Annotated in this window: 22 protein-coding genes; 3 read left to right on the top strand and 19 right to left on the bottom strand. The window is 64.8% G+C overall.

The features are described 5' to 3' along the window. Window positions 1–6: 6 nt before the first annotated feature. From RBA40_RS27435 to RBA40_RS27355, 17 genes are all read right to left on the bottom strand, one after another. Window positions 7–573 carry a metal-dependent hydrolase gene (locus RBA40_RS27435; RefSeq protein WP_306651531.1) on the bottom strand — a complete coding sequence of 189 codons (567 nt, stop codon included), beginning with the start codon at window positions 571–573 and terminating at the stop codon, window positions 7–9. Beyond that, window positions 561–836 (bottom strand): hypothetical protein, encoded by a 276-nt coding sequence (locus RBA40_RS27430; RefSeq protein WP_306651530.1) that lies wholly within the window; start codon window positions 834–836, stop codon window positions 561–563. Before RBA40_RS27430 ends, RBA40_RS27435 begins: the two co-directional genes overlap by 13 nt. A gap of 22 nt (window positions 837–858) precedes the next feature. After that, window positions 859–1,500: a hypothetical protein gene (locus tag RBA40_RS27425; protein WP_306651529.1), complete on the bottom strand. Its 642-nt coding sequence runs from the start codon at window positions 1,498–1,500 to the stop codon at window positions 859–861. A 103-nt stretch (window positions 1,501–1,603) separates the two neighbouring features. Next, window positions 1,604–2,152: a prolyl hydroxylase family protein gene (locus RBA40_RS27420; RefSeq protein WP_306651527.1), complete on the bottom strand. Its 549-nt coding sequence runs from the start codon at window positions 2,150–2,152 to the stop codon at window positions 1,604–1,606. 10 nt (window positions 2,153–2,162) lie between these two features. Continuing rightward, on the bottom strand, window positions 2,163–3,437 hold the full coding sequence (locus tag RBA40_RS27415; protein WP_306651525.1) for a tetratricopeptide repeat protein: 1,275 nt from the start codon (window positions 3,435–3,437) through the stop codon (window positions 2,163–2,165). Window positions 3,438–3,470: 33 nt separating this feature from the next. Then, window positions 3,471–4,808, bottom strand: coding sequence for a hypothetical protein (locus RBA40_RS27410; RefSeq protein ID WP_306651523.1), 1,338 nt, complete (start codon window positions 4,806–4,808; stop codon window positions 3,471–3,473). Window positions 4,809–4,822: 14 nt separating this feature from the next. Beyond that, complete coding sequence (locus tag RBA40_RS27405) at window positions 4,823–6,952, bottom strand: M3 family metallopeptidase (protein ID WP_306651521.1); 2,130 nt, start codon at window positions 6,950–6,952, stop codon at window positions 4,823–4,825. A gap of 100 nt (window positions 6,953–7,052) precedes the next feature. Next, the gene (locus tag RBA40_RS27400; RefSeq protein ID WP_306651519.1) at window positions 7,053–9,203 is read right to left on the bottom strand and encodes a M3 family metallopeptidase; all 2,151 of its coding nucleotides are present in this window, start codon (window positions 9,201–9,203) and stop codon (window positions 7,053–7,055) included. Between the two features lie 145 nt (window positions 9,204–9,348). Then, entirely contained in the window at window positions 9,349–9,552 is a 204-nt protein-coding gene (locus tag RBA40_RS27395; protein ID WP_167086071.1) for a SlyX family protein, read from the bottom strand. 42 nt (window positions 9,553–9,594) lie between these two features. Beyond that, window positions 9,595–10,464 carry a DUF4214 domain-containing protein gene (locus tag RBA40_RS27390; protein WP_306651517.1) on the bottom strand — a complete coding sequence of 290 codons (870 nt, stop codon included), beginning with the start codon at window positions 10,462–10,464 and terminating at the stop codon, window positions 9,595–9,597. 59 nt (window positions 10,465–10,523) lie between these two features. Continuing rightward, a complete protein-coding gene (locus RBA40_RS27385) occupies window positions 10,524–12,146 on the bottom strand; it encodes a DUF4214 domain-containing protein (protein WP_306651515.1) in 1,623 nt (540 codons plus the stop codon). Between the two features lie 238 nt (window positions 12,147–12,384). Beyond that, window positions 12,385–14,901 (bottom strand): Ig-like domain-containing protein, encoded by a 2,517-nt coding sequence (locus tag RBA40_RS27380; RefSeq protein ID WP_306651513.1) that lies wholly within the window; start codon window positions 14,899–14,901, stop codon window positions 12,385–12,387. A gap of 336 nt (window positions 14,902–15,237) precedes the next feature. Next, on the bottom strand, window positions 15,238–17,688 hold the full coding sequence (locus RBA40_RS27375) for an Ig-like domain-containing protein (protein WP_306651512.1): 2,451 nt from the start codon (window positions 17,686–17,688) through the stop codon (window positions 15,238–15,240). Window positions 17,689–17,853: 165 nt separating this feature from the next. Continuing rightward, complete coding sequence (locus RBA40_RS27370; protein ID WP_306651615.1) at window positions 17,854–18,189, bottom strand: cache domain-containing protein; 336 nt, start codon at window positions 18,187–18,189, stop codon at window positions 17,854–17,856. After that, a complete protein-coding gene (locus RBA40_RS27365; RefSeq protein WP_306651510.1) occupies window positions 18,186–18,338 on the bottom strand; it encodes a hypothetical protein in 153 nt (50 codons plus the stop codon). The genes RBA40_RS27370 and RBA40_RS27365 overlap by 4 nt, the downstream gene beginning before the upstream one ends. An 89-nt stretch (window positions 18,339–18,427) precedes the next feature. Further along, on the bottom strand, window positions 18,428–20,488 hold the full coding sequence (locus RBA40_RS27360; protein ID WP_306651509.1) for a UvrD-helicase domain-containing protein: 2,061 nt from the start codon (window positions 20,486–20,488) through the stop codon (window positions 18,428–18,430). A 155-nt stretch (window positions 20,489–20,643) separates the two neighbouring features. Continuing rightward, entirely contained in the window at window positions 20,644–21,636 is a 993-nt protein-coding gene (locus tag RBA40_RS27355) for a zinc-binding alcohol dehydrogenase family protein (protein ID WP_306651507.1), read from the bottom strand. A gap of 100 nt (window positions 21,637–21,736) precedes the next feature. Between RBA40_RS27355 and RBA40_RS27350 the strand changes: the two genes are divergently transcribed. Continuing rightward, window positions 21,737–22,657 (top strand): LysR family transcriptional regulator, encoded by a 921-nt coding sequence (locus RBA40_RS27350; protein WP_306651506.1) that lies wholly within the window; start codon window positions 21,737–21,739, stop codon window positions 22,655–22,657. Here RBA40_RS27350 and RBA40_RS27345 read toward each other — a convergent pair. After that, on the bottom strand, window positions 22,654–23,190 hold the full coding sequence (locus RBA40_RS27345; RefSeq protein WP_306651504.1) for a DUF1003 domain-containing protein: 537 nt from the start codon (window positions 23,188–23,190) through the stop codon (window positions 22,654–22,656). The genes RBA40_RS27350 and RBA40_RS27345 overlap by 4 nt on opposite strands. Window positions 23,191–23,334: 144 nt before the next feature. Here RBA40_RS27345 and RBA40_RS27340 point away from each other — a divergent pair, with 144 nt between their 5' ends. Continuing rightward, a complete protein-coding gene (locus tag RBA40_RS27340; protein WP_306651503.1) occupies window positions 23,335–23,820 on the top strand; it encodes an SRPBCC family protein in 486 nt (161 codons plus the stop codon). Between the two features lie 112 nt (window positions 23,821–23,932). Here the strand turns inward: RBA40_RS27340 and RBA40_RS27335 are convergent, their stop codons facing one another. Beyond that, complete coding sequence (locus tag RBA40_RS27335; RefSeq protein WP_306651501.1) at window positions 23,933–25,375, bottom strand: dihydrolipoyl dehydrogenase; 1,443 nt, start codon at window positions 25,373–25,375, stop codon at window positions 23,933–23,935. A gap of 174 nt (window positions 25,376–25,549) precedes the next feature. Here RBA40_RS27335 and RBA40_RS27330 point away from each other — a divergent pair, with 174 nt between their 5' ends. Then, window positions 25,550–26,473, top strand: a complete 924-nt coding sequence (locus RBA40_RS27330) for an ArgP/LysG family DNA-binding transcriptional regulator (RefSeq protein ID WP_306651500.1) — start codon at window positions 25,550–25,552, stop codon at window positions 26,471–26,473. Window positions 26,474–26,500 lie beyond the last annotated feature (27 nt).

Genomic DNA, 26,500 nt, shown 5'->3' with positions numbered 1-26,500 from the left:
GCCAGGTCAACCATGGATGCGCAGCGACCAGACCACTGCCAGCGCCCAGCAGGGGCCAGCCACAAGACTTGCCACGGCCATCCTGCGCCATGCCACCTGGCGGGCCAGCGCCACGATGATGGCGCACGGCGGCAGCAGCACCAGGCATTCGATCAGCAGGTTGCGCCACAAATAAATGTTGGTGAAGCTCAGGCGCCCGGCGCTGGGCAGTAGTCCGATGGGCGACTCGACCTGCGCCAGCGGCAAGGGCCAGAACAGGGGAACCGGGTGCACCCCGACCAGCAGGTCGAGCAGCGGATGCGAGCAGGCCGCCAGCGCCAGCGCCGCAAACGGCAGCGCGCCCCGTAGCGCCAGCCACGCCAGCAGGCTGGCGCCCAGGCCGAACAGCAGCGAGTGCGACCAGCGCGGCTCGCTGTCGATGCCGAACAGCCAGAATGGCAGGTAATCGAGGTCGGGCAGCAGCGCCAGCGACACCAGCAGGACCAGCGCCATTCGCGAGCGCGGGGGAGCACCCGGCGCATGGGCGAGGAACACGGTGGCGCCGGCTGCGGCGTGGCCGATCAGCGACGACACAGGCGCACCAGCAAAACCGCCACGCTCCACCAGATGGCAGCCCAGAACAGCACCACGCAGGCCCAGCCCAGCAGGGATGGCGCGGCCCAGCCGCCGGACGGCCAACCGCCGAACACAGGCAGCTTGATCGCATCGAGCACGAACAAGGGGCCGTAGATGGTGGCGGCGATGGCCGGCCCGAGGGTGCTGGTGCCGGCCCAGATCCAGGCGACCAGGGCATGGACACTCGCCAAGCCGACGAACAGCACAGTACGCAGTCGCATGGTGTCCACTCGTCTGGATGGTTCAGCCGGGCGCGTGCGGGCCAGAACGGCTTGCTTGCGCTTCGGCGGCAACAGCCAGCCGTTCAAGCAAACGCAGCTGCGCGTCGAGGTGGGCGCTCTGCGACTCCAGCAGCACCATCATCCTGTTTTGCGGGGAATCCTTGCCGTTCGCACGCTTGATAAAGTAAATGTACACGCCAACTAACAGCAGCATCGGCCCCCAACTGTATAGAAAATCAAGAACTCGGGACATCACCGATGGCGACGGCTTGCGGTGCGGCTTGATCGCCTCGGCCGAGACGATGCGAATTTCCTGCGATGCGTAAGCCTCTTTGGGCCGCGAGGCAAGATCGCTAATGCGGAATGCAACCTCACCGGACGCCGGCACGACAAGCTCATCGACCGACTGGGTTACGGTATCGATGAGGACGTGGCTGGCGTCGAAGTATTTCACTTCCAGCATGACATCCCTGACACTGTCGGCGGACGCATTCTTCAGCGTTGCCAGGGACGTGACCATGCCCGCTCCATCCGACACGCTGAACGAGGTCTTGCTGATCGAGAGCTTGTCGACCTCGGCGGGAGAAGCGTTGTGGTAGCTGCAGGCAAGCGCCGAAGCAGAGAAGGCCATCAGGCATGCCGACCGTGCGATAAATTGTTTCATGGGGGTCCACATGGGGTGAATTGAAAAACGGTACTGGCCCCGGAAAGGGTGCCGGTATGGCGCCGAAGCGGCAAAAATTGTTTTCGGGATTATCCCGATCCTGCTACGGCGTGTCCGGGCTGTACAGCACATCCGAGCGCAGCACATACTTGATGCCGCCGGTCAGCGCGGCGCCTTCATGCCAGGTGTCGTGCACGAACAGCAGGGCCGAACCTGTCTTCGGCGTGACGCGAAATTCCTTGAACACCGTGTCGCCGCCCTGGTAACCGTCGTTCAGGTACACGAGGAAGGTCAGCTTGCTGCTCAGGCCATCTTCGCTCCACGGGCCATCCTTGTGCATCTTGAAGCGCTGCCCGGCCGAATACTTGTAGAAGCGCAGTTCGCGCGGCAACCCAAGCGCAGCCTGGCCATCGAGTTCGGGCATGCCGGCCCCCGCCAGGCGCTGCCACAGCAGGGCGATCCAGTCGGGCGCCTCGAACTGGGCCCGCTCGTTATTGCGGATCGTCGGCATCGGCTTGGCGCCTTGCGCGGTGCGCACGCCGGCGGCGGCAAAACCGCGCGCCTCTGCCAGCGCGACCAGCTCGCCGCACTCGCGCGCATCGAGAAAACCATCGATGGAAAACACAGTCGGCGCGTGCGTGACGACCGGCATGCGGCTCAGCTCACTTCTTCTTGCGCGCACCACGCGGCGCCGGCAGCCCGCACTTTTCACTGAAGACCGACGCGCCGGCCACGTACTCGCGCGCGTCCGCATCCTTGTCCATCGACGCACGCAAGTGCGCGGCGATGGACTTCACTTCCGCATCCAGCGCGCTGGCGCCGCCGCAGCCGGCGACCCTGCGCTTGAGCGTGGCGGCCAGCATGGCCGAGCGGCCGTGCTTGACCGTATTGGGCATGGTGACGCGCCGGATCGCCAGCACTTCCTCGTAGCGCAACAGGGCGGCCGGATTCTGGCCCTGATGCTCGTGCATGCCGCCGATATCGTTGATGATGGCGACCGTTTCCTCGGACTGCGCGCCGAAGGTTTGCACGGCCTGCGGCAGCATCGCCTCGAACAGCTCCTGGGCGCGCTTGTGGTTGCGCTCCGCGCTGAAACTCATCGCATGCGCGGCGCGTACTTCCAGCGTCACCGGGTCGGCCATGCCGAGCGTGGTGCCATACACCGCGATGGCGCGTTCGTACCATTGGCGGCCGGTCGGATTGTCGTTCTGGCGCATGTAGCTGCCGCCCAGGTTCACATAACTCATGCCGACGTGGTAGCTGTCCTCGCCATGGATCTTGCGGCGCAACTCCAGCGCCTCGGTCAACAGGCGGCGCTCGGCGGCCACGTCGCCCGTCAAGCCCATCAGGCGTCCGAGCGCGTCCGCGGCATCGGCTTCGAGCTGCGCATTGACGTTTTTGCGCGCCTGCGCCAGCACCTCGGTCATGTCGGCCTGGACGTTGCCGAGTTCCTTCATCTGCATGCGCTGCTCGGCGCTGTCGAGCAAGGCCTGGGCAACCTGGTTCGATTCCTTGCCGAAGCCGGCGCGGCAGGCTTGCACGGCGGCGGCGTAACCGGTGCGGCCGGCGGCCTGGTCGCCGCTGTCGCTGGCGCGCTGGGCGTCGAGCCCGTACGCGTGGCACAGCACCGCCGACGCGTCGTGCGCGCGCACCTTCTCGGAGCGGGCCCCGGCAATGGCTTGCTGCAGGGCGGCCGTCGAGGCGGCGCTCTTGCCTTCGTTGTCCAGCGCCAGCGCATTGCAATACAGGCGCTGCGGCCCGAATTCGAGCGCTTCGGCATCGGTACAACAGTCGGCGCCGCTGCAGCGCGGGCCGGACTCGCCCGGCTCTTCGGTCAGCTGTACTTCGGGAGGCCGTACAGGTGTGGTGGTACAGGCCGCCAGGCCAAGGGCGCACAGCAGGACGGACGCGAGCGGGAGAAAGCGAGGTGTGAGCATAAAGGCAACGTTCGGAAAGAGGGACGTGCCTGATTATAGAGCATTGTCGCTATACCAATTTTTATCAAGGAAGCTGGGACGTACCGGCGCTTGCATCAGATGGCCGATGAGGCGCTCGACATGGCGCACCTCGTCGATGCCCAAAAAACCGTGGCGCTGGAAACAGTGCACGTGAGACGACATCTCCTCCGATACCGCTTCGAGCAAAAGGTCGCCGCTGTCGTTGCGCCGGCCGATGCACACGGCATGCATCAGGCCGGCCGGTGTATAGATGCGCGTGATCAGCGGACCGTTGGCGTCGATCGTCAGGGCGCGTTCGGTGGTGATGGCATGCACCACGCCGAGCGCATCCCTGCGCATCTTGAACGGCTGATACAGTCGGTAAAGACCAATCGACAGAAACGACAACGGCACGCCCATCATCAATAGGTCGATGGTTCCCGGCCGATGGGTTTGCCATATTGCCGGGACCAGAAATCCGGTGAGGAGCAAGCTGACCAGCGTCCACGTGATAAAAAAGGATTGCTCCGTGAAACCTCTTTTCAGGTAACTGTTGGGGATGGGCTGCGCGGCCCAGACCAGCCGTTCGCCCGGCGCCATTTCCGCGCGCAGCGCCTGGCGCAGCTTGTCCGGCAAGGGCCCGATATCGGGCGTGATGAGGCACCGCTGGAAGCTGGCATGCGGTGTGTTCGGCGCCAGCGGCAGCGTTTTGGCCAGCGCCGCGATGAGTCCATGCACGCGCCGGACCCCGGCAATGCCGAGCATGCCGTAGCGGTTCGTCGTATAGCTGTCACCGTCGTATTCGTGTTCGGTTTCCAGTATCAGGTCGCCCCAGCCGCCGGCATGCTCGGTGCGTTCGATTTGCTGCAACTGCGTGTGACGATACGATCTGATCGTTTCGGGATCGTTGCCGCCCAACAGGATGACGCGCGCGCTGGTGATGGCGTACACCACGAAGCGTGCTTCTTCCTCGAACTTGGACGGCGCCCGCAATCCGAGCACGCCGCCCAGCAGAAACGGCACGCCGATCAGCGGCAGGAAATCGAAGTCGAGGCCGTGCAGGAGCGTACGGGCGATGCCGCCGACAATCCACAGCAGCCCGATTACCACCATCGCTACAAAAGCGGTACGAAGCTCGTATGCCTCCCGTTTCCTATAGTGCTGGGCGACCGGCTGGCCGACCCAGACCAGGCGCTCGTCCGGTCTCAACGCCGCCTGGAGGCGGTTCTGCAGATATTTGGGAAGTACCGCGATGTCGGTCAATATGGCTCCATGGAGGAAATTGGCGCCACCATTATGGCGCATCGGCGCATGCGGCCGGAAAATGCTCCGGGCAAAAAAAATGCCGTTCTGAGCGAACGGCATTTTCAAGGGTTCATGCAGGCTTACTTGGCGTTCAGTCCACGACGCTCCAGCAGCGGCTCGATGGTCGCATCGCGGCCGCGGAAGTTGCGGTACATCTGCATGGCATCGAGCGTGCCGCCTTTCGACAGCAGCGTCTTGCGGAAATGGTCGCCATTCTTGCGCGACAAGCCGCCGTTTTCATTGAACCAACCGACGGTATCGGCATCGAGCTTTTCACTCCACAGGTAACCGTAGTACCCGGCCGAATAACCGCCCGAGAACACGTGCGAAAAGTAGGTGCTGCGATAGCGTGGCGGCACCGGCGCGAAGTCGACACCGGCCTCTTTCAATGCGGCCGCCTCGAAGGCCACCACATCAGCCGGAATCTGCGCCGCGCTCAACTGGTGCCAGCGCTGGTCGACGATGGCCGACGCCAGGTACTCGGTGGTGCGGTAGCCTTCGTTGAACTGCTTCGACGCGATCACCTTGTCGAGCAATTCCTTGGGCATCGGCTCGCCGGTCTTGTAGTGCTTGGCATAGTTGGCCAGCACTTCAGGCCAGACGGACCACATTTCATTGACCTGCGAGGGGAACTCGACGAAGTCGCGCGGCACGCCGGTGCCGGCGAAGCGCGGATATTTCACCTCCGAGAACATGCCGTGCAGCGCATGGCCGAACTCGTGGAACAGGGTGCGCAGTTCGTCGTAGGTAAGCAGGGTCGGCTCGCCCGCGGGCGGCTTGGGAATGTTCAGGTGGTTGCCGATGACCGGGCGCGTGCCCATCAGGTGCGACTGCGGCACGTAGGCATTGGCCCAGGCGCCGCCGCGCTTGTTGCCGCGCGCGTAAAAGTCGGCCACGAAGATGGCCAGCGGCTTGCCGTTGGCATCGATCACGTCGAACACGCGCATGTCGGGGTCGTACACCGGCAAGTCCTTGCGTTCCTTGAAGCTCAGGCCGTAGACCTTGCCGGCGGCGTAGAACACGCCGTTGATCAGCACATTGTCCAGTTCAAAATAGAGACGCAGCTGGCTCTGGTCGAAATTGAAGCGTTCGGCGCGCACCTTGTCGCTGTAGAAGGCCCAGTCGTGGGCGGCCAGCTGGAAGCCGCCCTTGCCGGCGTCGATGACTTTCTGGATGTCGGCCGCTTCCTTGCGCGCGTTCGCCACCGCCGGCTTGGCCAGCTCGCTCAAGAGCTTGTTGACCGTGCCGGTGTCCCTGGCGGTCTGGTCTTCCAGCATGTAGGCGGCATGGTTGGCGTAGCCGAGCAGGGCTGCGCGTTCGGCACGCAGCTTGGCGATCTTGAGCACAACGCCGGTGTTGTCGAACTCGCCGCCGCGGCTGCCGCGCGCGAGCGATGCCGCCAGCAGGCGCTCGCGCACCGCGCGGTCGGTCAGCACCGACAGCGGCGCCTGGCCGGTCGTGTTGGTGACGGGAATGGCGAACTTGCCTTCGAGGCCGCGTTTTTTGGCGACGCCGGCGGCGGCATCGATGGCGGCGTCGGACATGCCGGCCAGTTCGGCGCGGGTATCGACCACCAGCGCGGCGGCGTTCGCTTCGCTCAGCACGTTCTGGCTGAAGGTGGTTTGCAGGGTGGCCAGTTCGGCGTTATAGCCTTTGAGCTTGTCCTTGTCGGCGGCGTTCAGTTTGGCGCCGGCGCGCACGAAGTCCTTGCGGTAGCGTTCCAGCAGAAACGCCGATTCGGCATCCAGGCGCAGCTTGGCGCGCTTGGCGTACAGGGTGTCGATGCGGTCGAACAGTTTTTTATTGAGCAGCATGGCATCGCGGTGGGCGGCCAGCTTGGGCGCCAGTTCGCGCTCCAGGCCCTTGATGGTGTCGTTGGTGCTGCCGCCGGAAAAAATGCCGAACGCGGTACCGGTGCGCGAGAGCAGCTTGCCCGAGCGTTCCATCGCGACGATGGTGTTCTCGAAGGTGGCCGGCTTGCGGTTGTTGGCGATGGCCTCGACTTCGGCGGCGTGCTGGCGCATGCCTTCGGCAAAGGCCGGGGCGAAGTGCTCGTTCTTGATCTTGTCGAAGGCCGGGTAGTTGAACGGCAGGGTGCTGATGCTGGCGAACGGGTTGGCGGCGTCGAGCGCGGCGCAAGCGGGCGCGAGGAAGGCGAAGTTAGCCGCGGCCAGGCTGGCCGCGATGATCATCAATGAGGGACGTGTCATGGCGTTTTGCGGAGAAAGAGGGGGAGCCGCCGTCCCCGCGCCTTGGCGCGGGAACGACGGTTTTAAAGATGCAGGCCCGGGCAGATGCCCAGGCGCGGTCTTAGTTGGCGTTCAGGCCGCGACGGTTCAGCAAGGGCTCGATCTTCGGCTCGCGGCCGCGGAAATTGCGGAACAGGTCGAGCGCGTCGGCCGTGCCGCCGCGCGAGAGCAAGGTCTTGCGGAAATGGTCGCCGTTCTTGCGCTGCAGGCCGCCATTTTCCTTGAACCATTCGACCGTGTCGGCGTCCAGCTTCTCGCTCCACAGGTAAGCGTAGTAACCGGCCGAGTAACCGCCCGAGAAACTGTGCGAGAAGTAGGTCGTGCGGTAGCGCGGCGGCACCGGCGCGAAATCGACGCCGGCTTCCTTCAGCGCGGCCGCTTCAAACCCGAGCACGTCGCTTGGCACTTGCGCCGCGCTCAGCTGGTGCCAGCGCTGGTCCACCAGCGACGCCGCCAGATATTCCGTGGTGAGGAAGCCCTGGTTGAACTTTTTCGAGGCGATGACCTTGTCCAGCAACTCCTTCGGCATCGCTTCGCCGGTCTTGTAATGCTTGGCGTAGTTGGCCAGCACTTCCGGCGCGATCATCCACATTTCATTGACCTGCGAGGGATACTCGACGAAGTCGCGCGGCACGTTGGTGCCCGAGAAGCGCGGGTACTTCACGTTCGAGAACATGCCGTGCAGCGCGTGGCCGAATTCGTGGAACGTGGTTTTGACTTCATCGACCGTCAGCAGGGTCGGCTCGCCCGCCGGCGGCTTGGGAATGTTCAGGTGGTTGGCGACGACCGAGCGGGTGCCCATCAGGCCCGACTGCGATACATATTCGTTCATCCACGCGCCACCCTGCTTGTTGCTGCGCGCGTACATATCGGCCAGGAAGATGGCCAGCTGCTTGCCGTTGGCATCGAACACATCGTACACGCGCACGTCCGCGTGGTACACCGGCAAGTCCTTGCGTTCCTTGAATGTCAGGCCGTACAGCTTTTCGGCCGCGAAGAACACGCCGTTGACCAGCACGTTGTCGAGCTCGAAGTACGGCTTGAGCTGGTTTGCATCGAAGTTGAAGCGCTGGGCGCGCACCTTGTCGGTGTAGAAGGCCCAGTCGGCCGCGCCGACCTTGAATCCGCCCTTCTCAAGATCGATGACCTTCTGGATATCCTCCGCTTCCTTGCGTGCGTTGGTCACGGCCGGCTTGGCCAGTTCCGACAGCAGCTTGTTGACGGCGCCCGTGTCCTTGGCGGTCTGGTCTTCGAGCGAGTAGGCGGCGAAATTCGGGTAGCCAAGCAAGGCGGCGCGGTCGGCGCGCAGCTTGGCCAGCTTGACGACGACGGCGCGGTTGTCGAATTCGCCGCCGCGGCTGCCGCGCTGAAGCGAAGCGCTCATCAGGCGTTCGCGCACGGCGCGGTTGGTCAGCACCGCCAGCGGCGGCTGGCCGCTGGTGTTGATCAGAGCGACGGCGAACTTGCCATCGTGGCCGCGCGTCTTGGCGTCGGCCGCGGCGGCGTCGATCGCCGCATCGCTCATGCCGGCCAGTTCGGCGCGGGTGTCGACGATCAGCGCCGATGCGTTGGTTTCCTTGAGCACGTTCTGGGTGAACGTGGTCTGCATGGTGGCGATTTCGCTGTTGAACGCTTTCAGCTTTTCCTTGTCCTCGGCCGACAGCCTGGCGCCGGCGCGCACGAAGTCCTTGTGATAGCGCTCGAGCAGGTGCTTCGATTCGGCGTCCAGGCCCAGCTTGGCGCGCTTGTCGTACAGGGTCTTGACGCGCTGGTACAGCTTGGCGTTGAGGAAGACCGCATCGTTGTGCGCGGCCAGCTTGGGCGACATTTCACGATCGATGGCGTCCAGCGTATCGTTGGTGTTGGCGCCCTGCAGGGCCGAGAAGGTGGTCGCCACGCGCGTGAGCAGCTGGCCCGAGCGCTCCAGCGCCACCACGGTATTGTCGAACGTCGGCGCCTTGCGATTGTTGGCGATGGTGTCGACTTCACGCAGGTGATCGCTCATGCCGGCCGCGTAGGCGGGCAGGAAATGCTCATCCTTGATCTTGTCGAATGCCGGGTAATGGAACGGCAGCGTGCTCAGTTTGGCGAAGGGGTTGGTCGCGACCAGGGCGGTGGCCGGCGCGACAGGTGCGGTAGCCGACGCGGCGATGGCGGCGACATTGACCAGCGCCAGGCTGGCGGCAACGATAAGCATGTTTGGACGGTTCATGGCATCTTTCACGAGCGCTAAGTAAAGCTGCCGACGGATAGCCGGCAGCGCATGAGCGCACGATCATATCAGCATGCCATCGCTGCGTCATCCGCGACGATGTATGCATGCCGGCGCCGGCAACGCCGTATTGACGGAGGAAAGATCAGTAATGCGGCGGGCGGTCGTTGACCGGATTCGGTCCCGACTGGGCATTGTTGCGGATGTGTTCGGCCAGCTTGGCGACCATCGCATCGAGCTGGTCGATGCGGCGGCCTTGCTGGTACACCATCTGGTTCAGGGACTCGACCAGGTCTTCCTGGTGCGCGAGCTTGATCTCGATATCGACAAAACGGTCTTCCTGGCTCACGGCGGCGTCCTTGGGGGCAAAGCCGCCATTATGCCAGTGCGCTCAGGCCAGTCCGCCTTCCCATGCCGCCGGCGCCACGCCCACCAGCAGCAGCGGGGGCGCGTCCGGCGACTCGGGAGCGTCCAGGGTGGTATGCAGTTCGCCCGACATGACCGCCAGCATGGTCTTGATTACCGCGTGAAACGCCTCGACATCGCTGCCGGCGGTGACGGTGGCCAGCATGGTGCGCACCATCGAAGCGGCCAGGGTGGTGCCGTAGCCGGCGATTTCGGCCGGGCGGTCGATCGCCAGGGTGAAATCGGACGCCACCGCCAGCGTATTGCCGATGCGCTGGGCGTCGAGCAAGCCCTGCGGCGTGAGGTTTTGCAGGGCGCCGGACATGATCGACATGGCGGCGTTGGCGCGCGAGAGCGCGCCGCTGTCGATGGCTTCGCTCCAGAACGCCAGGCCGGCCTCGGCCGGGCTGCGGCCGAGCACGTTCTTGAAGACCGCCTCGACAAACGCGCCGGTGCCGTCCGGATACAGCGCATCCGATTCGGCGCTGGCGCTGAAACTGTCGATCAGCTTGTGCAGGCCGGGATTGGTGTTGTAGGCGGCGCTGATGCCGGCGATGTCGCGCGGCGCGCCCAGCCTGGCCAGCTGGTCCTGGAAGCTCTGCATGCCGGCATGGTCGGCGGCGCGGCCGAAATAGGCCACGTACAGGGCTTGCACGACCGAGTCGTATTCGACATTGACGGTGCTGTCGCTGAACTTGAAGCGCTCGACATTGGCCAGCAGCTTGAGGCCGCCGATGGCGCCGCTCTTGGGCAGCACGGCGTAACCGCCGGCGCCGGTGGTGATGTTGTAGTCTGCCCGCAAGCCGGCGAAACCGACCGTGTCGACGCCACTGCCGCCGTTGATATCAACCAGCATGATCCATTCCTTCGATGTTGACCCGCCGGCGCTGCCACTGCGGCCCGCGCCCGTGTTAACTATACCAGCGTCTGCTCCCACGCCTGGAAGCCGATGCCAATCAGGTCGGCGTGGGCGATAGGCAGGTCCCCAGGCGTATCGCCAGCGACGCGCACCGCGCCGGTCATGGCGCCCAGAGTCGCCTTGATGGTGCTCTGGTAGGCAGTCAGGTCGGTGGTGGCGGTGACCGCGCCGAGCATGGTGCGCACCGAGGCCGCCGCCGCCTTGGTGCCGTAACCGGCGATCTCGGCCGCGGTATCGATGGACAGGGTAAAGCCCGAGGCCACCGCCAGCTTGTTGTTGATCAGCTTGGCGTCGAGGATACCCTGGACGGTCTTGTTGTCGAGCGCGCCGGACATGATCGACAGCGAGGCATTCGCCTTGGACAAGCCCTTGTGGTCGATCGCATCGGTCCAGAAGGACAGGCCGGCGCTGGCCGGGGCGCGTCCGAACACGTTCTGGAAGATGCCCTTCACAAACGTGGCGGTGTCGCCCGGATACAGGGCGGCCGATTCGGCGCTGCCGGCGAAACTGTCGATCAGCGCGTGCAGGCCGGCATCCTTGGCGTAGGCCGCCGCCAGCGCGCTCATGTCGCGCGGCGCGCCCAGGGTGGCCAGCTGGTTCTGGAAGCTGAGCATGCCGTTGTAGTCGGCGGCGCGCCCGAAATAGCCCACGTACAGGGCTTGCACGACGGCTTCGTAGTCGAGCGACACGTTGCCGTTGGAAAAGCGCAGCGTTTCGATATTTGTCAGTACGTCATAGCCTTCGTCGCCGGCGTGGTCGGACACCACATAGCCGGCCGCGATCTTGGTGAGCTCGTAATTGGCGCGCGGCCCGACGTAATAGGCCACATCGTTGCCGGCGCCGCCATCGATATCGTCGTCGCCGCCCGCCCCTTCGATCACTTCGCTGTTGTAGGTGCCTGTGAGACGCTCGGCGATGTCGCGCCCGGTGAAGTAATCCTTGCCGCTGCCCACGCCATAGGTGCCGCCCAGGCCGTCGCGGCCGTACAGCCAGTTGAGCGCGGCGATATCGTAGGGGCTGTAGGTCTGGTACGGGCCGTCCAACCAATCGTAGGACATCAGGGTGTTGCCGGTGTGGTCATCCTCGTAGGGCAACTGCTCGTCGCCCTCGAAGGGGTGCTTCAGGCCCAGCATGTGGCCCAGTTCGTGCAGCAGGATTTCGTAGCCGGGGCCGCCCAGGCTCAGATCAGCGTTTTGGGCGCGAAACTCCACATTGTCGAGGTAGATATACGCCTTGGCGGTCAAATCGCGCACCGTGGTGCCGTAGCTCGGCGGCGTGTAGCTCGTCATCCAGCTGCACAGGCCCATGGTATCGGCGTCGGCGATATTGATCGAGGCCATGTGGATCTGGGCGCGGCTGCCGTCGGTCGTTTCGGTAAAGCCGATCCCGGTCAGCGAGGTGATGTAGGCTAGCGCCGTGCGCGTGGCGCTTTGCTGGGCCGGCGAAAACGCGGCCTGCCCCGTCTGGCTGGCTTCATTGCCGCTGGTAACGGAAAAAGTGTAACTCAGCGAGCGGGCGCCGGTGCCGAGGAAATTCCAGCCCGGTCCCGAGCTCAGCAGGGCGTCGATGTTGTTGAAGCCGGACAGGCGGACGGTTTCGATATCGGAAACGATAGTCATGCGGACACTCTGAAAAGGGGTGATTGGCCGGACACGCGCGGCTGGCGCGGGACAGGCTGACGGAAAAGCGGGCCGGCATTGTTACCAGCGATTACCGCAAGTATCCCAAAAGCAAGTATTTACGTCAAACCCGGTTACAAATCAGGCGCCCCGTTTCGCTAATAAACCACAAAAAACGGGCGCCTTACCCGGAATGGGTAAGACGCCCGCTATGGCCGAGCCTGGAAAAGGCCGCGCTTTACATCACCGCGTCGATCAGGCCGCCGTGCTGCACGCCGACCAGGGCGAGCGGGGTGCCGGGCAGGCCGGTGTCGAGATGCACGGTGTCGAGCTCCATCTTTCCGGACCCGGTCTGGGCGCCGATGCCGGGCAGGGACGCGAGCGTTTTGGCGATGATGGCCTGGAAAGCGGCGATATCGGTGCTGGCCGTCACGCTGGCGAGCATGCCGCGCACGGCGGCGGCGGCTTTGATGCCGACGTAACCGGTCACTTCGGCCGGATTGTCGATGGCCAGGGTGAAGTCGGAGGCGACGGTGATCTTGTTGTTGACCAGCTTGGCGTCGAGCAAGCCCTGGGTACTGGTGTTTTCCAGCGCCCCGGCCATGATCGAGAGCGAAGCATTGGCGCGCGACAAGCCGGCGTTGTCGATCGCATTGGTCCAGAACGACAGGCCGGCGGCGGCCGGGGCGCGCCCCAGGATGTTCTGGAACACGGCCGTGACGAAGGCGCTGGTGGCGCCCGGGTACAAGGCGGCCGATTCGGCGCTGGAACCGAAGCTGTCGATCAGGCTGTGCAGCGCGGCATCGGTGGCGTAGGCGGCGGTGACGGCCGAAAACGTCAACGGCGCCTTGAGTCCGCCCAGCTGGCTCTGGAAGGCCGCCAGGCCGCCGGAATCGGCCGCGCGGCCGAAGTACGCCACGTACAGCGCCTGCACCACATCGTCGTATTCGAGCTTGAGGGTGGTGTCGCCGAACTTGATCGACTCGACATTGCGCAGCAAGTCCGTGCCGCCGGCGCCGCTCCTGGCGGTGACCACGAAGCCGCTGCTGTCGCGCACCACATGGTAGTTGCCGCGCGCGCCGGGGAAGCTGACCGTGTCGGTGCCGCCGGCACCGTCGATGAGGTCGTTGCCCGGGGTGGACAGCAGCGAATCGTCGCCGGCCGTGCCGGTGACGGCGGTCACGTCGGTCGGCCCGAGCGTAAACAGCAGGTGCTTGGCGGCGGCGGTGGCGTTGCCGGCCTTGTCGAGCGAACTCACGGTGACGTCGTACTTGCCGTTGGCAAGGGTGCCGCCGCCCAGGCTCCAGCTGCCGTCGGCCGCGACCGTGCCTTCGGCGATGATGGCGTCGGCGTTGCTCAGGCGGATCGTGCTGCCCACTTCGCCGGTGCCGCTGAACTGCACGCCGCCACTGGCCGCGACCAGCACGCTGGCGCTCGGCACTGCCGGCGCCTTCGTGTCGACATTGAACTGCAGCGCGGCGCTCGGGGCCGAGACATTGTTGGCGGCATCGGTGGCGCGCGCCGTCAGGGAGACATTCATGCCGTCGGCCAGGGCCGAGGTGGCAACCGACCAGGCACCATTGGCGCCGGCGGTGGTGGTGGCGACCAGGGTGGCGCCGCTGTACACCTTGACCGTGGCGTTCGCTTCGGCGCTGCCGCTGACCACCGGCTTGTCGCCGGCCACATAACCGTTCGGGTTCTTGCTGACGGTCAGCGTCGGCGCGGCCGGCGCGGTGGTGTCGCCTGCGGGCGGGATAGGCGGCAGGTTGACCACCGGCGGCGGCGTCACCACTGGCGGCGGCGTGACGGCCTGGGGCGACTGCACGCTCTGGTCGTCGAACTTGAGCACTTCGACCGAGGTCAGGGTGTCGGTGCCGTCGGCGCCGCTGACGCGCACTTTGCCGCCGCCGAGGTTGGTGACCGTGTAAGCGGCGTAGTTGCCGCGGAAGACGGCGGTATCGGTACCGTTGCCGCCGTTGAGCGCATCGTCGCCGCCGCCGCCTTCGAGGCGGTCACTGGCGGCGCTGCCGGCCAGGCTGTCGGCGCGATTGGTGCCGGTCACATAGCGTCCGCCACCGGTCGAATTGATGCCGAGCGCGCCGCGCAGGCCGTCGCCGCCGTACAGCCATTTCAGGGCCGCGATGTCGTACGGGCTGAAGTTGCTGTAGGGACCGCCTTGCCCGGTGTAGGACAGCAGCGTGTTGCCGGTGTTGTCCTCGGCGCCGGGCAAACGGATATCGCCATCGAACGGATGCTTCAAGCCCATCATGTGGCCCAGTTCGTGCAGCAGGATCTCCAGGCCGCCGGAGCCGGGCGCCAGGTTGGCGTTCTCGGGAGCGGCGGCGGCGACATCGTCCAGATACACATACGCCTCCGCGCTAAAGCTGAGCAACTCGTCGCCCGAGTAGGAATGGCCGGACCCCCAGCTGGCCAGGCCCGCCGTGCCGCCGCCCAGATCCTTCGACGCCAGGTGCACGTCGGCGACGTTGCCATCGGCCGTTTCGGCGAACACGATGCCGGTGATCGCACTGAGCGTCGCCATGGCCGCCCGCGCGCCGGCCTGCTGGCCCGCGCTGAAGGCCAGTAGGCCGGTCCCGGCGTGGTTATCGTGTTCGTTGTTGGAAGCAATCGAGAACGTGTAGCGGATCGTATTGCCGGCAGGCGTCAGAAAGTTCCAGTCGGGTCCTCCGCCGAGCAGGGAGTCAATATGGTTCAGACCGGAGAGGACGGTGTCGAGATCGGATAGCTTAGGCATGAAGATAGGCTTGCAGTAGGCGTGCAGTGAAATGGAAAGGATTCCAAATCATGCCGGATAACGGAGGTGAACGCAACCGCAGGCAGGTTTGGAACGTTGCCGGGTATTGCTCGACATGCGCGGCAGTATTTCAAACTTGAGTATTGCCGTCAAACAAATTTCATGTCATGTGCAAATATAGCAACTAAATATTGCTCAGGAGAATTTGAATGCTGGCGTGCGCCGAGGTCTGGCGGGCGCCAGCCTGGCGCCGCCCATGGACCATAAAAAACGGGCGCCTTACCCCGGAAAAGGGGTAAGGCGCCCGTGCTGGCGGAGCCGGAAAACGGCCGCGCTTTACATGACCGCGTCGATCAGGCCGCCGTGCTGGACGCCGACCAGAGCGATCGGGGTATCCAGAGCGGCGCCGGACTGCACGCTGTCGATCTGCATCATCCCGGCGACGGTTTGCGCCCCCAGGCCCGGCAGGGAAGCGATCGTGCTGGCGATGACGGCCTGGAAAGCCGCGATATCGGTGCTGGCCGTCACGCTGGCGAGCATGCTGCGCACCGTGGCGGCGGCATTGATGCCGACATAGCCGCTCACTTCGGTAGGATTATCGATGGCCAGCGTGAAGTCCGAGGCGATGATGATCTTGTTATTGACCAGCTTGGCGTCGAGCAAGCCCTGGGTGCTGGTGTTTTCCAGCGCCCCGGCCATGATCGAGAGCGAAGCATTGGCGCGCGACAAGCCGCCGTTGTCGATCGCATTGGTCCAGAACGACAGGCCGGAAGCGGCAGGCGCGCGCCCGAAAATATTCTGGAACACGGCCGTGACGAAGGCGCTGGTGGCGCCCGGGTACAAAGCGGCCGATTCGGTGCTGGAACCGAAGCTGTCGATCAGGCTGTGCACCCCGGTATCGGTGGCGTAGGCGGCGGTAACGCCCGGAAACGTCTGCGGCGCCTTGAGGCCGCCCAGCTGGCTCTGGAAGGCCGCCAGGCCGCCGGAATCTGCCGCGCGTCCGAAGTACGCCACGTACAGCGCCTGCACCACGTCGTCGTATTCGAGCTTGAGGGTGGAGTCGCCGAACTTGATCGACTCGACATTGCGCAGCAAGTCCATGCCGTCGGCGCCGCTGCGGGCGGTGACCACGAAGCCGCTGCTGTCGCGCACCACGTTGTAGTTGCCGCGCGCGCCGGTGTAGCTGACGGAGTCGGTGCCGCTGCCGCCATCGATGACATTGTTGCCCGGGGTGGACAGCAGGGAATCGTCGCCGGCCGTGCCGGTGACCGTGGCCGCCGAGCCGACCGCAAACAGCAGGTGCTTGGTGGCGGTGGTGTTGTTGCCGGCCTTGTCGAGCGAACTGACGCTCACGTCGTAGCTGCCGTTGCTCAGGGTGCTGCCGCCCAGGCTCCAGTTGCCGTCCGACGCGACCGTGCCTTCGGCGATGATGGCGCTGGCATTGGTCAGGCGGATCGTGCTGCCGGCTTCGCCGGTGCCGTTGAACAGGGCGGCGCCACTGGCCGAGACCACCACGCTGGCGGTCGGTGCCACCGGCGCCACGGTGTCGACGCTGAACAGCAGCGCGGCGCTCGGGACCGAGACATTATTGGCGGCATCGGTGGCGCGTGCCGTCAGCGACAGATTGATTCCGTCGGCCAGGGACGAGGTGGCAACCGAATACGTACCGTTGGCGCCGGCGGTGGTGGTGGCGACCAGGGTGGCGCCGCTGTACACCTTGACCGTGGCGTTGGCTTCGGCGCTGCCGGTGACAATCGGCTTGTCGCCGGTCACATAGCCGTTCGCGTTCTTGGTGAGCGCAAGCGTCGGCGCGGCCGGCGCGCTGGTGTCGCCCGCCGGCGGCGTGACCACCTGGCCCGACTGCACGCTCTGGTCGTCGAACTGGAGCATTTCAATCGAGGTGAGGGTGTCCATGCCGTCGGCGCCGGTGACGCGCACGCTGCCGCCGCCCAGGTCGGTAACGGTATAGGAGGCGTAATTGCCGCGGAACACGGCGGTATCGGTGCCGTTGCCGCCGTTGAGCGCATCGTCGCCGCCATCGCCTTCGAAGCGGTCGTTGCCGCTGGAGCCGCTCATGGTATCGGCGAAACTGGTGCCGGTGATGTAGCGCCCGCCGGTCGAATTGATGCCGAGCGTGCCGCGCAGGCCGTCGCCGCCGTACAGCCAGTTCAGGGCCGCGATGTCATACGGGCTGAAGTTGGCGTAAGGGCCGCCCTGGCTGGTATACGACATCAGCGTGTTGCTGGTGTTGTCGTCACCGGTTTCCAGGTGGGCGCTGCCCTCGAACGGGTGCTTGAGGCCGAGCATGTGGCCCAGTTCGTGCAGCAGGGTCTGGTAACCGCCGGTGCCGGGAGTCAGATTGGCATTCTCGCCGGCGAACTCGGCGTTGTCGAGATAGACATACGCTTGCGCATCGTAGCTGTTGAGGGTGGTGCCGGTGTAGCCATAGCTCGAATTCCAGCTGCACAGGCCGCTCACATTATTGCCGGAGATATTCACCGCCGCCAGGTGCACATCGGCCGACGTGCCGCTGGCCGTTTCGGTAAACGTGATGCCGGTCAGCGCCGAGATGGCCGCGAAAGCGGCGCGCGTATGCGTCTGCTGGGAAGCGGAAAACGCGGTCTGGCCAGTCTGCCCCGCTTCATTGCCGGATGCCACAGAGAAGGTGTACAGGATCGTGTTGCCGGCAGGCGTCAGGTAGTTCCAGTCCGGTCCCGTGTCGAGCAGGGCATCGATGTGGGTCAGGCCGGAGGTGGGTGTTACGGTGATGTCGGATACGGTCGCCATGCTGTGTGCTCGTCAATTGGAAGTGAAGGGAGTCCAAACGACGCGCAACCAGGCAACGCTGCCGGCAGGCGGATCTGGAAGGGTGCCGTGCTTGCGCCCGGCGGTGAATTCAGTATTTCAAAGTCGGAAGTTTCCGTCAAACAAAATTTGAATCGTGTGGGCAATTTATCGCAAATAAACACCACCGCAGATGATCACATCGTCGCTGGGCTGGCAATACATTGCCTTCGGTTCAATCTTCCCGCTGACGGGATTGGTGAACTTATATTCTTGCCAAAAAGAAGGATTCTTTTTAGCCATCTCGACCCGTTCGCGCACGAACGCCTTGGCGTCGATATCCTTCAATCCCATCAGGTTCTTGCCCAGCATCTTGGGATTGGCGCCATGCGCGCGCACCACGCCGTCGAAGCCGTAAGCGACCATGTACAGGTCGCGGATGGTGAAGGGACCATCCTTGCGGTTGATCTCGCTGTACGTCTTGTCCTTGCCGTTGGCCTTCATGAACACGATGGTCTTCTTGACATGGCTTCGGCTTCGGCTTCGGCTTCCGGCTTGGTGGCAAACTCATCGGCAATGGCGGGCGCGGCAATGGCCCAGGCCAGCATCGCGGGAACGATAGCGCCGCGCGCTGCGCTACTAAATGTCGACATGAAAACTCCCTTCGGCAAAGCGCGCCACGCCGGCGCGTCGGGTTAATGCTAGCACGCATGTTCCGCGCTGCCGAGTGTTAAGTTGGACGCTAGGTTTTCGCCGTTGCAAGCAGCGCCTTCAAGCTGGCCAGGCGATCCTTGGGTGAAATGGTTTCCGCTTCGGTGGGCGGAGCGTCGCCGACGTCGAGCGCCATTTCCTTAATGAAACGCGACACATCGCAATGGACTTGCTCGCCGGCACGTTTGCGTTTCTTGCACCACGTAATGTACAAGGTACGCTGGGCGCGCGTGATGCCTACGTACATCAGGCGCCGTTCTTCCTGGATGCGCGCGCCGATGGTTTCCACCGACGCGTCCGGGTCGCCCTTGTGCGGCAGGATGCCCTCTTCCACGCCGACCAGGAATACGTGTGGAAACTCCAATCCCTTGGACGCGTGCAGGGTCGACATGCGCACCGCGTCCGGCTCCTCGTCCTTGCCTTCCAACATGCTCATCAAGGCTACCATCTGGGTCAGTTCCAGCAGGTTTTTTTCCTCGCCCGATTTATCCTTGCCGCCGCAGCCGCGTTCCTTGAGCCAGTTGGTAAATTCGAGGACATTCTGCCACTTGCTTTGCGCGGCGCGGTCATCAAAAGTGTCGTACAGATAACTCTCGTAGGCGATCTCCTTCATCATGTCGTCGAGCACGGCGGCCGCGTTCTCGCCGCTGCCGGACGGGCCGGGGCGGCTGGCGCGCGCTTCGAGCTGGTTGATGAAGTTGCAAAAGGCGCGCAGCGGCAGCAGCTGGCGGTCCGGCAGCTTCGCTTCGATGCCGCCCTTGAAGGTGGCCTCGAACAGCGAGCAGTTCCACTGCTTGGAAAACGCGCCCAGCACTTCCAGGGTGGCCATGCCGACGCCGCGCTTGGGCGTGGTGACGGCGCGGATGAAGGCCGGATCGTCCCCGTCGTTGGCGATCAGGCGCAGGTAGCTGATGATGTCCTTGATTTCAGCCTTGTCGAAAAAACTCTGGCCGCCCGAAATCGTGTACGGAATGCGCTCCTTGCGCAGGCATTGCTCGATCACGCGCGCCTGGTGGTTGCCGCGGTACAGGATGGCGTAATCGGACCACTTGTTCTTGCGCTGGAAGCGGTCGGCCGAAATCATGATGGCCACCTGCTCGGCTTCCTGGTCGTCGGTCTGCATGCCCAGCACGGTAATTGGCTCGCCCAGGCCGTGTTCGGACCACAGGGCTTTCTCGAACAGCTTGGGATTGTTCGAGATGACCGCGTTGGCCGCCTGCAGGATGCGGGTGGTGGAGCGGTAATTCTGTTCCAGCTTGATGACGCGCAGGTCGGGGAAATCGTCGCCCAGCGTTTTCAGGTTTTCCACCGAGGCGCCGCGCCAGGCGTAGATGGCCTGGTCGTCGTCGCCCACGGCGGTAAACATCGGTTTCTTGCCGATGCCGGTGACGAGCAGCTTGACCAGTTCGTACTGGCAGGTGTTGGTATCCTGATACTCGTCCATGAGCAGGTAGCGCAGGCGGCGCTGCCACTTGTCGCGGATCGGATCGTTGTTGCGGAACAGCTCCACCGGCAGGCGGATCAGGTCGTCGAAATCGACCGCCTGATAGGCCGCCAGGGTGGCCACGTAGCTACGGAACACGCGCGCGGCCTGGGCTTCGTCTTCATCCTTGGCGTTCTTGACCGCGTCTTCAGGGTCGATCAGGGCATTTTTCCACAAGGAGATCGCATTCTGGATGCTGCGGATCAGCTGCTTGTCGGTGGTGATTGCCAGATCCTGGACCAGGCCGAAGCAATCGTCGCTGTCCATGATCGAAAAACGGTCTTTCAGGCCCACGCCGGCCGCTTCCTGGCGCAGGATTTTCACGCCCAGCGAGTGGAAGGTCGAGACGGTCAGCTGCTTGGCCTGGCGCGGCTGCTTGAGCAGCTTGGCGATACGCTCCTGCATTTCCAGCGCGGCCTTGTTGGTGAAGGTCAGCGCCGCGATGGTGCGCGGATCGTAGCCGCGGTCTTCGATCAGGTGCGCGATTTTCTGGGTGATGACGCGCGTCTTGCCCGAGCCGGCACCGGCCAGCACCAGGCAGGGGCCGTCAAGATACATGACCGCTTCGCTCTGGGGAGCGTTCAGGCCGAAATTGGGAGTGGAGGACATCGGGCGGGGCAATCTGATGGGGGACGACCGGCCATTGTAACGTACGCCGAACGTCGTTCGCCCGTCGTTCCCGCGCAGGCGGGAACGACGGTGGTGGCGGGTACGACGGTGGTGGCGCGAACGACGGGAGGTGGCGCAATCCGCCCAAGCCGGACTTAAAACCCCGACAACACAATCTTGCCAATCGTCCGCCCCGCCTCCAGCGCCGCGTGGGCGCGCGTCAGGTTGGACGCATCGATCCTGCCGCCGTTTTCCCCCACGGTGGTGGTCAGCACCCCCGCATCGACCAGCTCAGCGACCGCATTGAGCAGCTTGTGCTGCTCGATCATATCGGCCGTCCCGAACATAGAACGGGTAAACATCATCTCGAACACCACCGTCACGCTCTTGCCGAACACCAAGTCCATCGGCAGCGGCCGCTCGTTGCGCACGATCGCGCAGATCTTGCCCTGCGGCGCGATCGCCGCCGCCATCGCCGCAAAGTGCGCATCGATATCGTTCAGGCACAAAATATAGTCGACCTGCGCCAGCCCCAGCGCGGCCAGCTGCGCCGGCATGTCGCCATGGTGATCGATCACATGATCGGCCCCCAGCGCCCTGCACCACTGTTCCGACGCCCGGCGCGAGGCGGTCGCGACCACGTTCAGCCTGGCCAGCTTCTTGGCCAGCTGGATCGCGATCGACCCCACCCCGCCGGCGCCGCCGATGATCAGCACCGACTTGCCCTCGTCCGCCCCGCCGCGCGCCACGCCCAGGCGCTCGAACAGCGCTTCCCACGCGGTGATGCTGGTCAGCGGCAGCGCGGCGGCCTGTTCCACGCTCAGGCTGGCCGGCTTGCGCCCCACGATGCGCTCGTCGACCGCATGAAACTCGCTGTTGGCGCCCGGACGCACCACGCTGCCCGCGTAATACACCGCCTCGCCCACCTTGAACAGGCTGGCCTGGGGACCGACGGCGCTGACGGTGCCGGCCACGTCCCAGCCGACCAGGCGCGGCTCGCCATCGTGGGCGGCCGCCTTGCGCTGCTTGTAGTCGACCGGATTGACCGAAATCGCCTCCACTTTCACCACCAGGTCGCGCCCTTGCGGCTGTGGCACAGGCAACTCGACGTCGTGCAGGGTTCCGTTAATGACGGCAATGGCTTTCATGTTGTTTCCTTGTTTGGTTGACAGATGAGCCAGTGTAGTCCGCATCGATTCGATTGATAATTGGCATAATGATTGAATATCTCTTCACCAAAACAACACAATGAACCTTGACCTGACCGATGTGGCCCTGTTCGTGCGCGTCTGCGCCACCCGCAACCTGTCCGCCGCAGGGCGCGAATTCAGCCTGTCGCCGGCGGCGTCGAGCGCGCGCATGGCCCAGCTCGAACGCCAGCTCGGCGCCCGCCTGCTGCACCGCACCACGCGCCAGATCGCCCTGACCCAGGATGGCGAAACCTTTTTGGAGCGCGCCGTGGCCCTGCTCGACGCCGCCGAACAGGCGCGCGCCTCGGTCGGAACCGGGCGCGAACCGCAGGGCTTGCTGCGGGTGGCGGCCTCGGTCTCGTTCGGGCGCTTGCACCTGATGCCGTGGCTGCCCGCCTTCATGGAACGCTACCCCGGCCTGCAGCTTGACCTGCGCCTGTCGGACCGGGTGATCGACCTGGCCGCCAACGGCATCGACGTCACCATCCGCAACGGGCCGCTGCACGATTCGGCCCTGATCGCGCGCGTGCTGGCGCCCAGCCGCCTGCTGCTGGTGGCCTCGCCCGCCTACCTGGCGCGGCACGGCACGCCGCAGCGCCCGCAGGAACTGGCCGATCACCAGTGCCTGGTGCTGGAAGGGGTCAATCCTTGGAATTTCCGGGATGTCGATGGCAGCCTGATCAGCGTGCGGGTGGGAGGACGGATGCGCAGCGATAACGGCGAAGCGATGCGCGACGCCGCCATGGCGGGCCTGGGGATCGCGCTGCAATCGACCTGGGCGGTGTATCAGCAGCTCAAGAGCGGCGCGCTGGTGCCGCTGCTGGCGGCGTATCCGATGGCCCTGAACTCGGTGGTGTCGGCCCAGTACCTGAACCGCAATTTCCTGCCGCCCAAGACGCAAGCCTTCATCGATTATTTCGCCGCGCGCTTCGGCCCCACCCCGTACTGGGACGAAGGCTTGCCGGGGATCGGGAATTAGGTAGGGACCTTGTTGTCCTCGCACAAGGCGTTGAGCAGGCGCAGCTGCTCATGCTGCATCTCGAGCAGCTGCAGCTTGAAGGCATCCATCTTTTCGTGCAGGGCCATGATTTCCAGCTCGGCCTTGAGGTTGATCTCGTAATCGTTCTGGGCATTCAGGCGGTCGATTTCACCCTGGCGGTTCTGCGACATCAGGATCACCGGCGCCTGGATCGAGGCCAGCATCGACAGGAACAGGTTCAGCAGGATGTAGGGAAAAGGGTCGAACGGCTTGGCGCCGCCGCGCGTGAGCAGGAAGGAATTGAGCACCACCCAGGACACCAGCACCAGCGCAAACAGCATGATGAAGGTCCAGGAGCCGCCGAAGCGCGCCACGGCATCGGCCGCGCGCTGGCCGAAGGTGGCGTCGTCCTCCGGATCGGGCTGGCTGGGTGTCAGTGCGCGCCGTTCGGCGATGTGCTTGGCGACCGTGTCGCCGCTGCGTTTTTGCAGCTCTTCGATATGCGCCAGATAATCTTTGCGTGTGGTCCTCATGCTGTGTTCTTTGCTGGTAGTGCCGACCGATTGTCTGCTCGATAAGCAGTGTATCCGCAAGTCACTTTCCAGCGCGCACAGATCGCTTGCGTTACCATCCCGGTATCCGGGCTGCGATGCCCTTCACCGACGAGTTAAAGCACCATGAAATTTGAACATCTGATTGAAATCAACGATCCCCTGAATCCGCTGATCGACACCCTCACGCGCGAGCAGGTGTGGCGCGGGCTGGTGCTGTGCGCCGAGTCACCCAAGCTGTTCGTGCCGCATCTGGACGAGTGCACGATCGACGAGCGCGAAAGCGGCAGCTTCCGCCGCAGCCGGCGCTTCGGCGAACTGGTGGTGATCGACCGCGTGCTGCTCACACCGCTGCAAGAGGTGCGCTACGAAGTGCCCGAGCAGGGCGAAATCGCCGCGTCGAGCCTGACCGTGACGATCGAAACGCCGGCCGAGCACACCATGTTCGTGCGCTTCAAGTACGACGACGGGCATGATGCCGAGACCGACAAGGCCAATGCCATGTATGACGAATACAAGAAGTCGGCTTACCAGGAAGCCGATATCGACACGATACGCATCGTGCGCGAGATGGCGGGCGCGGGGCGGCTCGACGCCAGTTACCTGAACTAAGCCAGGCGCGCGACGGGGGCATCGAAACGTTTCTCATCCGAGCTCTGAACCCGGTTAAGAAATGTTTCGCGCCGGAAGCCGCACCCGGTCAGGAATCCGCGGCGTCCGGCATCTACACGCCCGGTGTGTTGTCCGGCGCGCTGCCCGCTTTCGGGGCGCCCTTTTCCAGCTCCGCCGCCAGGTCGCGCAGGGCGGTGCGCACGCCTTCTTCGATCACCGGATGGTAGAACGGCATGTCCAGCATCTGCGCCACCGTCAGGCGCGCCTGGCAGGCCCAGGCCAGCAGGTGGCCGAGGTTTTCCGCGCGCGGCCCGATCATTTCGGCGCCCAGGAAACGGCAGGTGCCGTATTCGCCGTACACGCGCAGCATGCCGTGGTTCTGCAGCATCACCCGGCTGCGGCCCTGGTTCTCGAACGACACCTTGCCGATTGCGAACTTGGGCTTGCCTTCGGCGCACAGCTCCTTGTAGCTCTCGCCCAGGGTGGCGATCTGCGGCTCGGTGAAGGCAATCGTCAGCGGCGTGCGCCGCAGGCCGGGACGCACATCGGGATAGCGGCCGGCATTGTCGCCCGCGATCCTGCCGTGGTCGGCCGCTTCCGGCAGCACCGGGCGTTCGTTGTTGGCATCACCCGCGATGAAAATGTGGCTGGTGCCGCACTGCATGGTGGTGGCGTCGAACAAGGGAATGCCGCGCTCGTCCAGTTCCAGGCCGGTGGCATCCAAGCCGATCTTGTCGACGTTGGGCATGCGCCCGGCCGCCACCAGCACGTAGGCGAAGCGGTCGGTGTTCTCGGCGCCGGCGGCGTCGCGCGTGACCAGCACCACTTCCTCGCCCTGCTGTTCGGCGCTGACGATGCGTTGCTGGAAGCGCAGGTCGAGCTCGCGTGCCAGGGCCTTGGCGGCCACGTGCAGCACTTCCGGGTCGCTCAGCTGCGCCACGCTGCCGCCGCGCGCGAACACGCTCACGCGCACACCGAGGCGGTGCAGGGCCTGGCCCAGTTCCAGCCCGATCACGCCGGTGCCGATCACCGCCACCGATGCGGGCAAGTCGGTCCAGTCGAACACATCGTCGCTGACGATGATGCGGTCCCCCACATCCTTGAGCTGAGGCAGCATGACCGGCGTGGAACCGCTGGCGATGACGATGCGCGAGGCGTCGATCGTGGTGTGCTCGTCCACCTGCAGCGATTGCGGCCCGGTGAAGCGGGCGTGGCCGCGCAGCTTGTCCTGGTCCGGGATGTTATCGACGCTTTCCAGCACGAAGCCGACGAAGCGGTCGCGTTCGCTGCGCACACGCGCCATCACGGCCTTGCCGTCGATGCGGACGGGACCGGGATGGACCCCGAATTGCGGCGCCAGCGCCAGCATGTGGGCGGCCTCGCTGGCGGCGATCAGCAGTTTGCTGGGCATGCAGCCGACGCGGGCGCACGTGGTGCCGTAAGGGCCGCTTTCGATCACGACCGCGGTTTTCCCCTGGGCCCGGGCGGCGCGGTAGGCGGCAAGACCGGCGGTACCGGTACCGATGACGGCGACGTCGACGTGTAACTTGTTCATGGCGGACTCTTCTTCAACTTGAGGTACAAAATGGGATGCCGGGGACTGGTGTTTTCAGGCGTCAACGATACGCCAAATTTCAGTTCACCGTGGCGCGCCGCTATTGCGCGTTGGCAGCACCGGCACAAGCGTATTAGTATTGCTCATCAAAATCACCATGGACCAGATCTACTGATGAGTAATCTCGACTATCGCGGCCTGGCCGTGCTCGACGCGGTGGCGGCGAGCGGCAGTTTCGACGAGGCGGCGACGCTGCTGGGAATCAGCCAGCCGGCGGTAGCGGAGCGCATCAAGGCGCTGGAAGACACGTGCGGGCGCCTGCTGATGGTGCGCGGCACGCCGTCGGTGCCGACCGGGCTGGGGCAGCGGCTGCTGGTCCATTTCCGCCATGTCAGACTGATGGAAGCGGCGCTCGACATCGATCTCGGGCGCGACACCAGCCTGCCCGCGCTGGCGCTGGCGCTCGACGCCGACAGCCTGGCGACCTGGTTCGCGCAAGCGCTGCCGCCGCTGCTGTCGCCGCCGCGCTGCCAGTTCCACATCGAAACGGCTGACGGCGAGCGCGCGCTGCGGCTGGTGCGCGAGGGCGCCGTGTTCGCCTGCGTGGCCGCGGCCGAGGATGCAGGCGAAGCGGCGGTCGGCACCACGTCCACGCCGCTGGGGCTGTTGCGCTACACCTGCGTGGCCACGCCCGCGTTTGCGGGGCACTGGTTCGGCGACGGCTTCATTGCCGAGGCGGTGGCGCTGGCACCGGCGGTGACCGGCGAGCGCGGGCAACTGGCGTATTTCCTGGCGCGCGAGTTCGGCGCCGAGGTGCGCTTTCCCCATCACACCATGCCGGTCTCGGCCGCACTGGACAACTGTATCCTGCACGGCGTGGCCTACGGCCTGATGCCCGAGCTGAGTGCGCTGAGCCGGATTGCCACGGGACAGCTGGTGGATCTTGCGCCGAGGCGGACCTGGAGCACGGCGCTGTCGTGGTATGCGTGGAACATCGACACCCCCTTCACGCACGCCCTGACCGAGCACATCGTCACCAGCGCCCGGCGCTACCTCCCCCAACCCTCAACCGGGGTCAGAGCTCTGACTAGCAATTGATTGCCCAACAGCCCTAAACACCGCATC

This window comes from Massilia pseudoviolaceinigra, from assembly GCF_030846505.1.
GTDB lineage: Bacteria > Pseudomonadota > Gammaproteobacteria > Burkholderiales > Burkholderiaceae_D > Telluria_A > Telluria_A violaceinigra.
Note: the sequence above shows the minus strand (reverse complement) of the source record. Positions and strands in the feature narration are given on the sequence as shown.

Bases quoted from the DNA above. Each gene is read 5' to 3' on its own strand.
- RBA40_RS27360 (WP_306651509.1), bottom strand. From the start codon at position 20,488: ATGTCCTCCACTCCCAATTTCGGCCTGAACGCTCCCCAGAGCGAAGCG.
- RBA40_RS27430 (WP_306651530.1), bottom strand. From the start codon at position 836: ATGCGACTGCGTACTGTGCTGTTCGTCGGCTTGGCGAGTGTCCATGCC.
- RBA40_RS27415 (WP_306651525.1), bottom strand. From the start codon at position 3,437: ATGCTCACACCTCGCTTTCTCCCGCTCGCGTCCGTCCTGCTGTGCGCC.
- RBA40_RS27380 (WP_306651513.1), bottom strand. From the start codon at position 14,901: ATGCCTAAGCTATCCGATCTCGACACCGTCCTCTCCGGTCTGAACCAT.
- RBA40_RS27370 (WP_306651615.1), bottom strand. From the start codon at position 18,189: ATGAAGGCCAACGGCAAGGACAAGACGTACAGCGAGATCAACCGCAAG.
- RBA40_RS27375 (WP_306651512.1), bottom strand. From the start codon at position 17,688: ATGGCGACCGTATCCGACATCACCGTAACACCCACCTCCGGCCTGACC.
- RBA40_RS27400 (WP_306651519.1), bottom strand. From the start codon at position 9,203: ATGAACCGTCCAAACATGCTTATCGTTGCCGCCAGCCTGGCGCTGGTC.
- RBA40_RS27420 (WP_306651527.1), bottom strand. From the start codon at position 2,152: ATGCCGGTCGTCACGCACGCGCCGACTGTGTTTTCCATCGATGGTTTT.
- RBA40_RS27355 (WP_306651507.1), bottom strand. From the start codon at position 21,636: ATGAAAGCCATTGCCGTCATTAACGGAACCCTGCACGACGTCGAGTTG.
- RBA40_RS27350 (WP_306651506.1), top strand. From the start codon at position 21,737: ATGAACCTTGACCTGACCGATGTGGCCCTGTTCGTGCGCGTCTGCGCC.
- RBA40_RS27425 (WP_306651529.1), bottom strand. From the start codon at position 1,500: ATGAAACAATTTATCGCACGGTCGGCATGCCTGATGGCCTTCTCTGCT.
- RBA40_RS27390 (WP_306651517.1), bottom strand. From the start codon at position 10,464: ATGCTGGTTGATATCAACGGCGGCAGTGGCGTCGACACGGTCGGTTTC.
- RBA40_RS27345 (WP_306651504.1), bottom strand. From the start codon at position 23,190: ATGAGGACCACACGCAAAGATTATCTGGCGCATATCGAAGAGCTGCAA.
- RBA40_RS27365 (WP_306651510.1), bottom strand. From the start codon at position 18,338: ATGTCGACATTTAGTAGCGCAGCGCGCGGCGCTATCGTTCCCGCGATG.
- RBA40_RS27330 (WP_306651500.1), top strand. From the start codon at position 25,550: ATGAGTAATCTCGACTATCGCGGCCTGGCCGTGCTCGACGCGGTGGCG.
- RBA40_RS27385 (WP_306651515.1), bottom strand. From the start codon at position 12,146: ATGACTATCGTTTCCGATATCGAAACCGTCCGCCTGTCCGGCTTCAAC.
- RBA40_RS27340 (WP_306651503.1), top strand. From the start codon at position 23,335: ATGAAATTTGAACATCTGATTGAAATCAACGATCCCCTGAATCCGCTG.
- RBA40_RS27405 (WP_306651521.1), bottom strand. From the start codon at position 6,952: ATGACACGTCCCTCATTGATGATCATCGCGGCCAGCCTGGCCGCGGCT.
- RBA40_RS27335 (WP_306651501.1), bottom strand. From the start codon at position 25,375: ATGAACAAGTTACACGTCGACGTCGCCGTCATCGGTACCGGTACCGCC.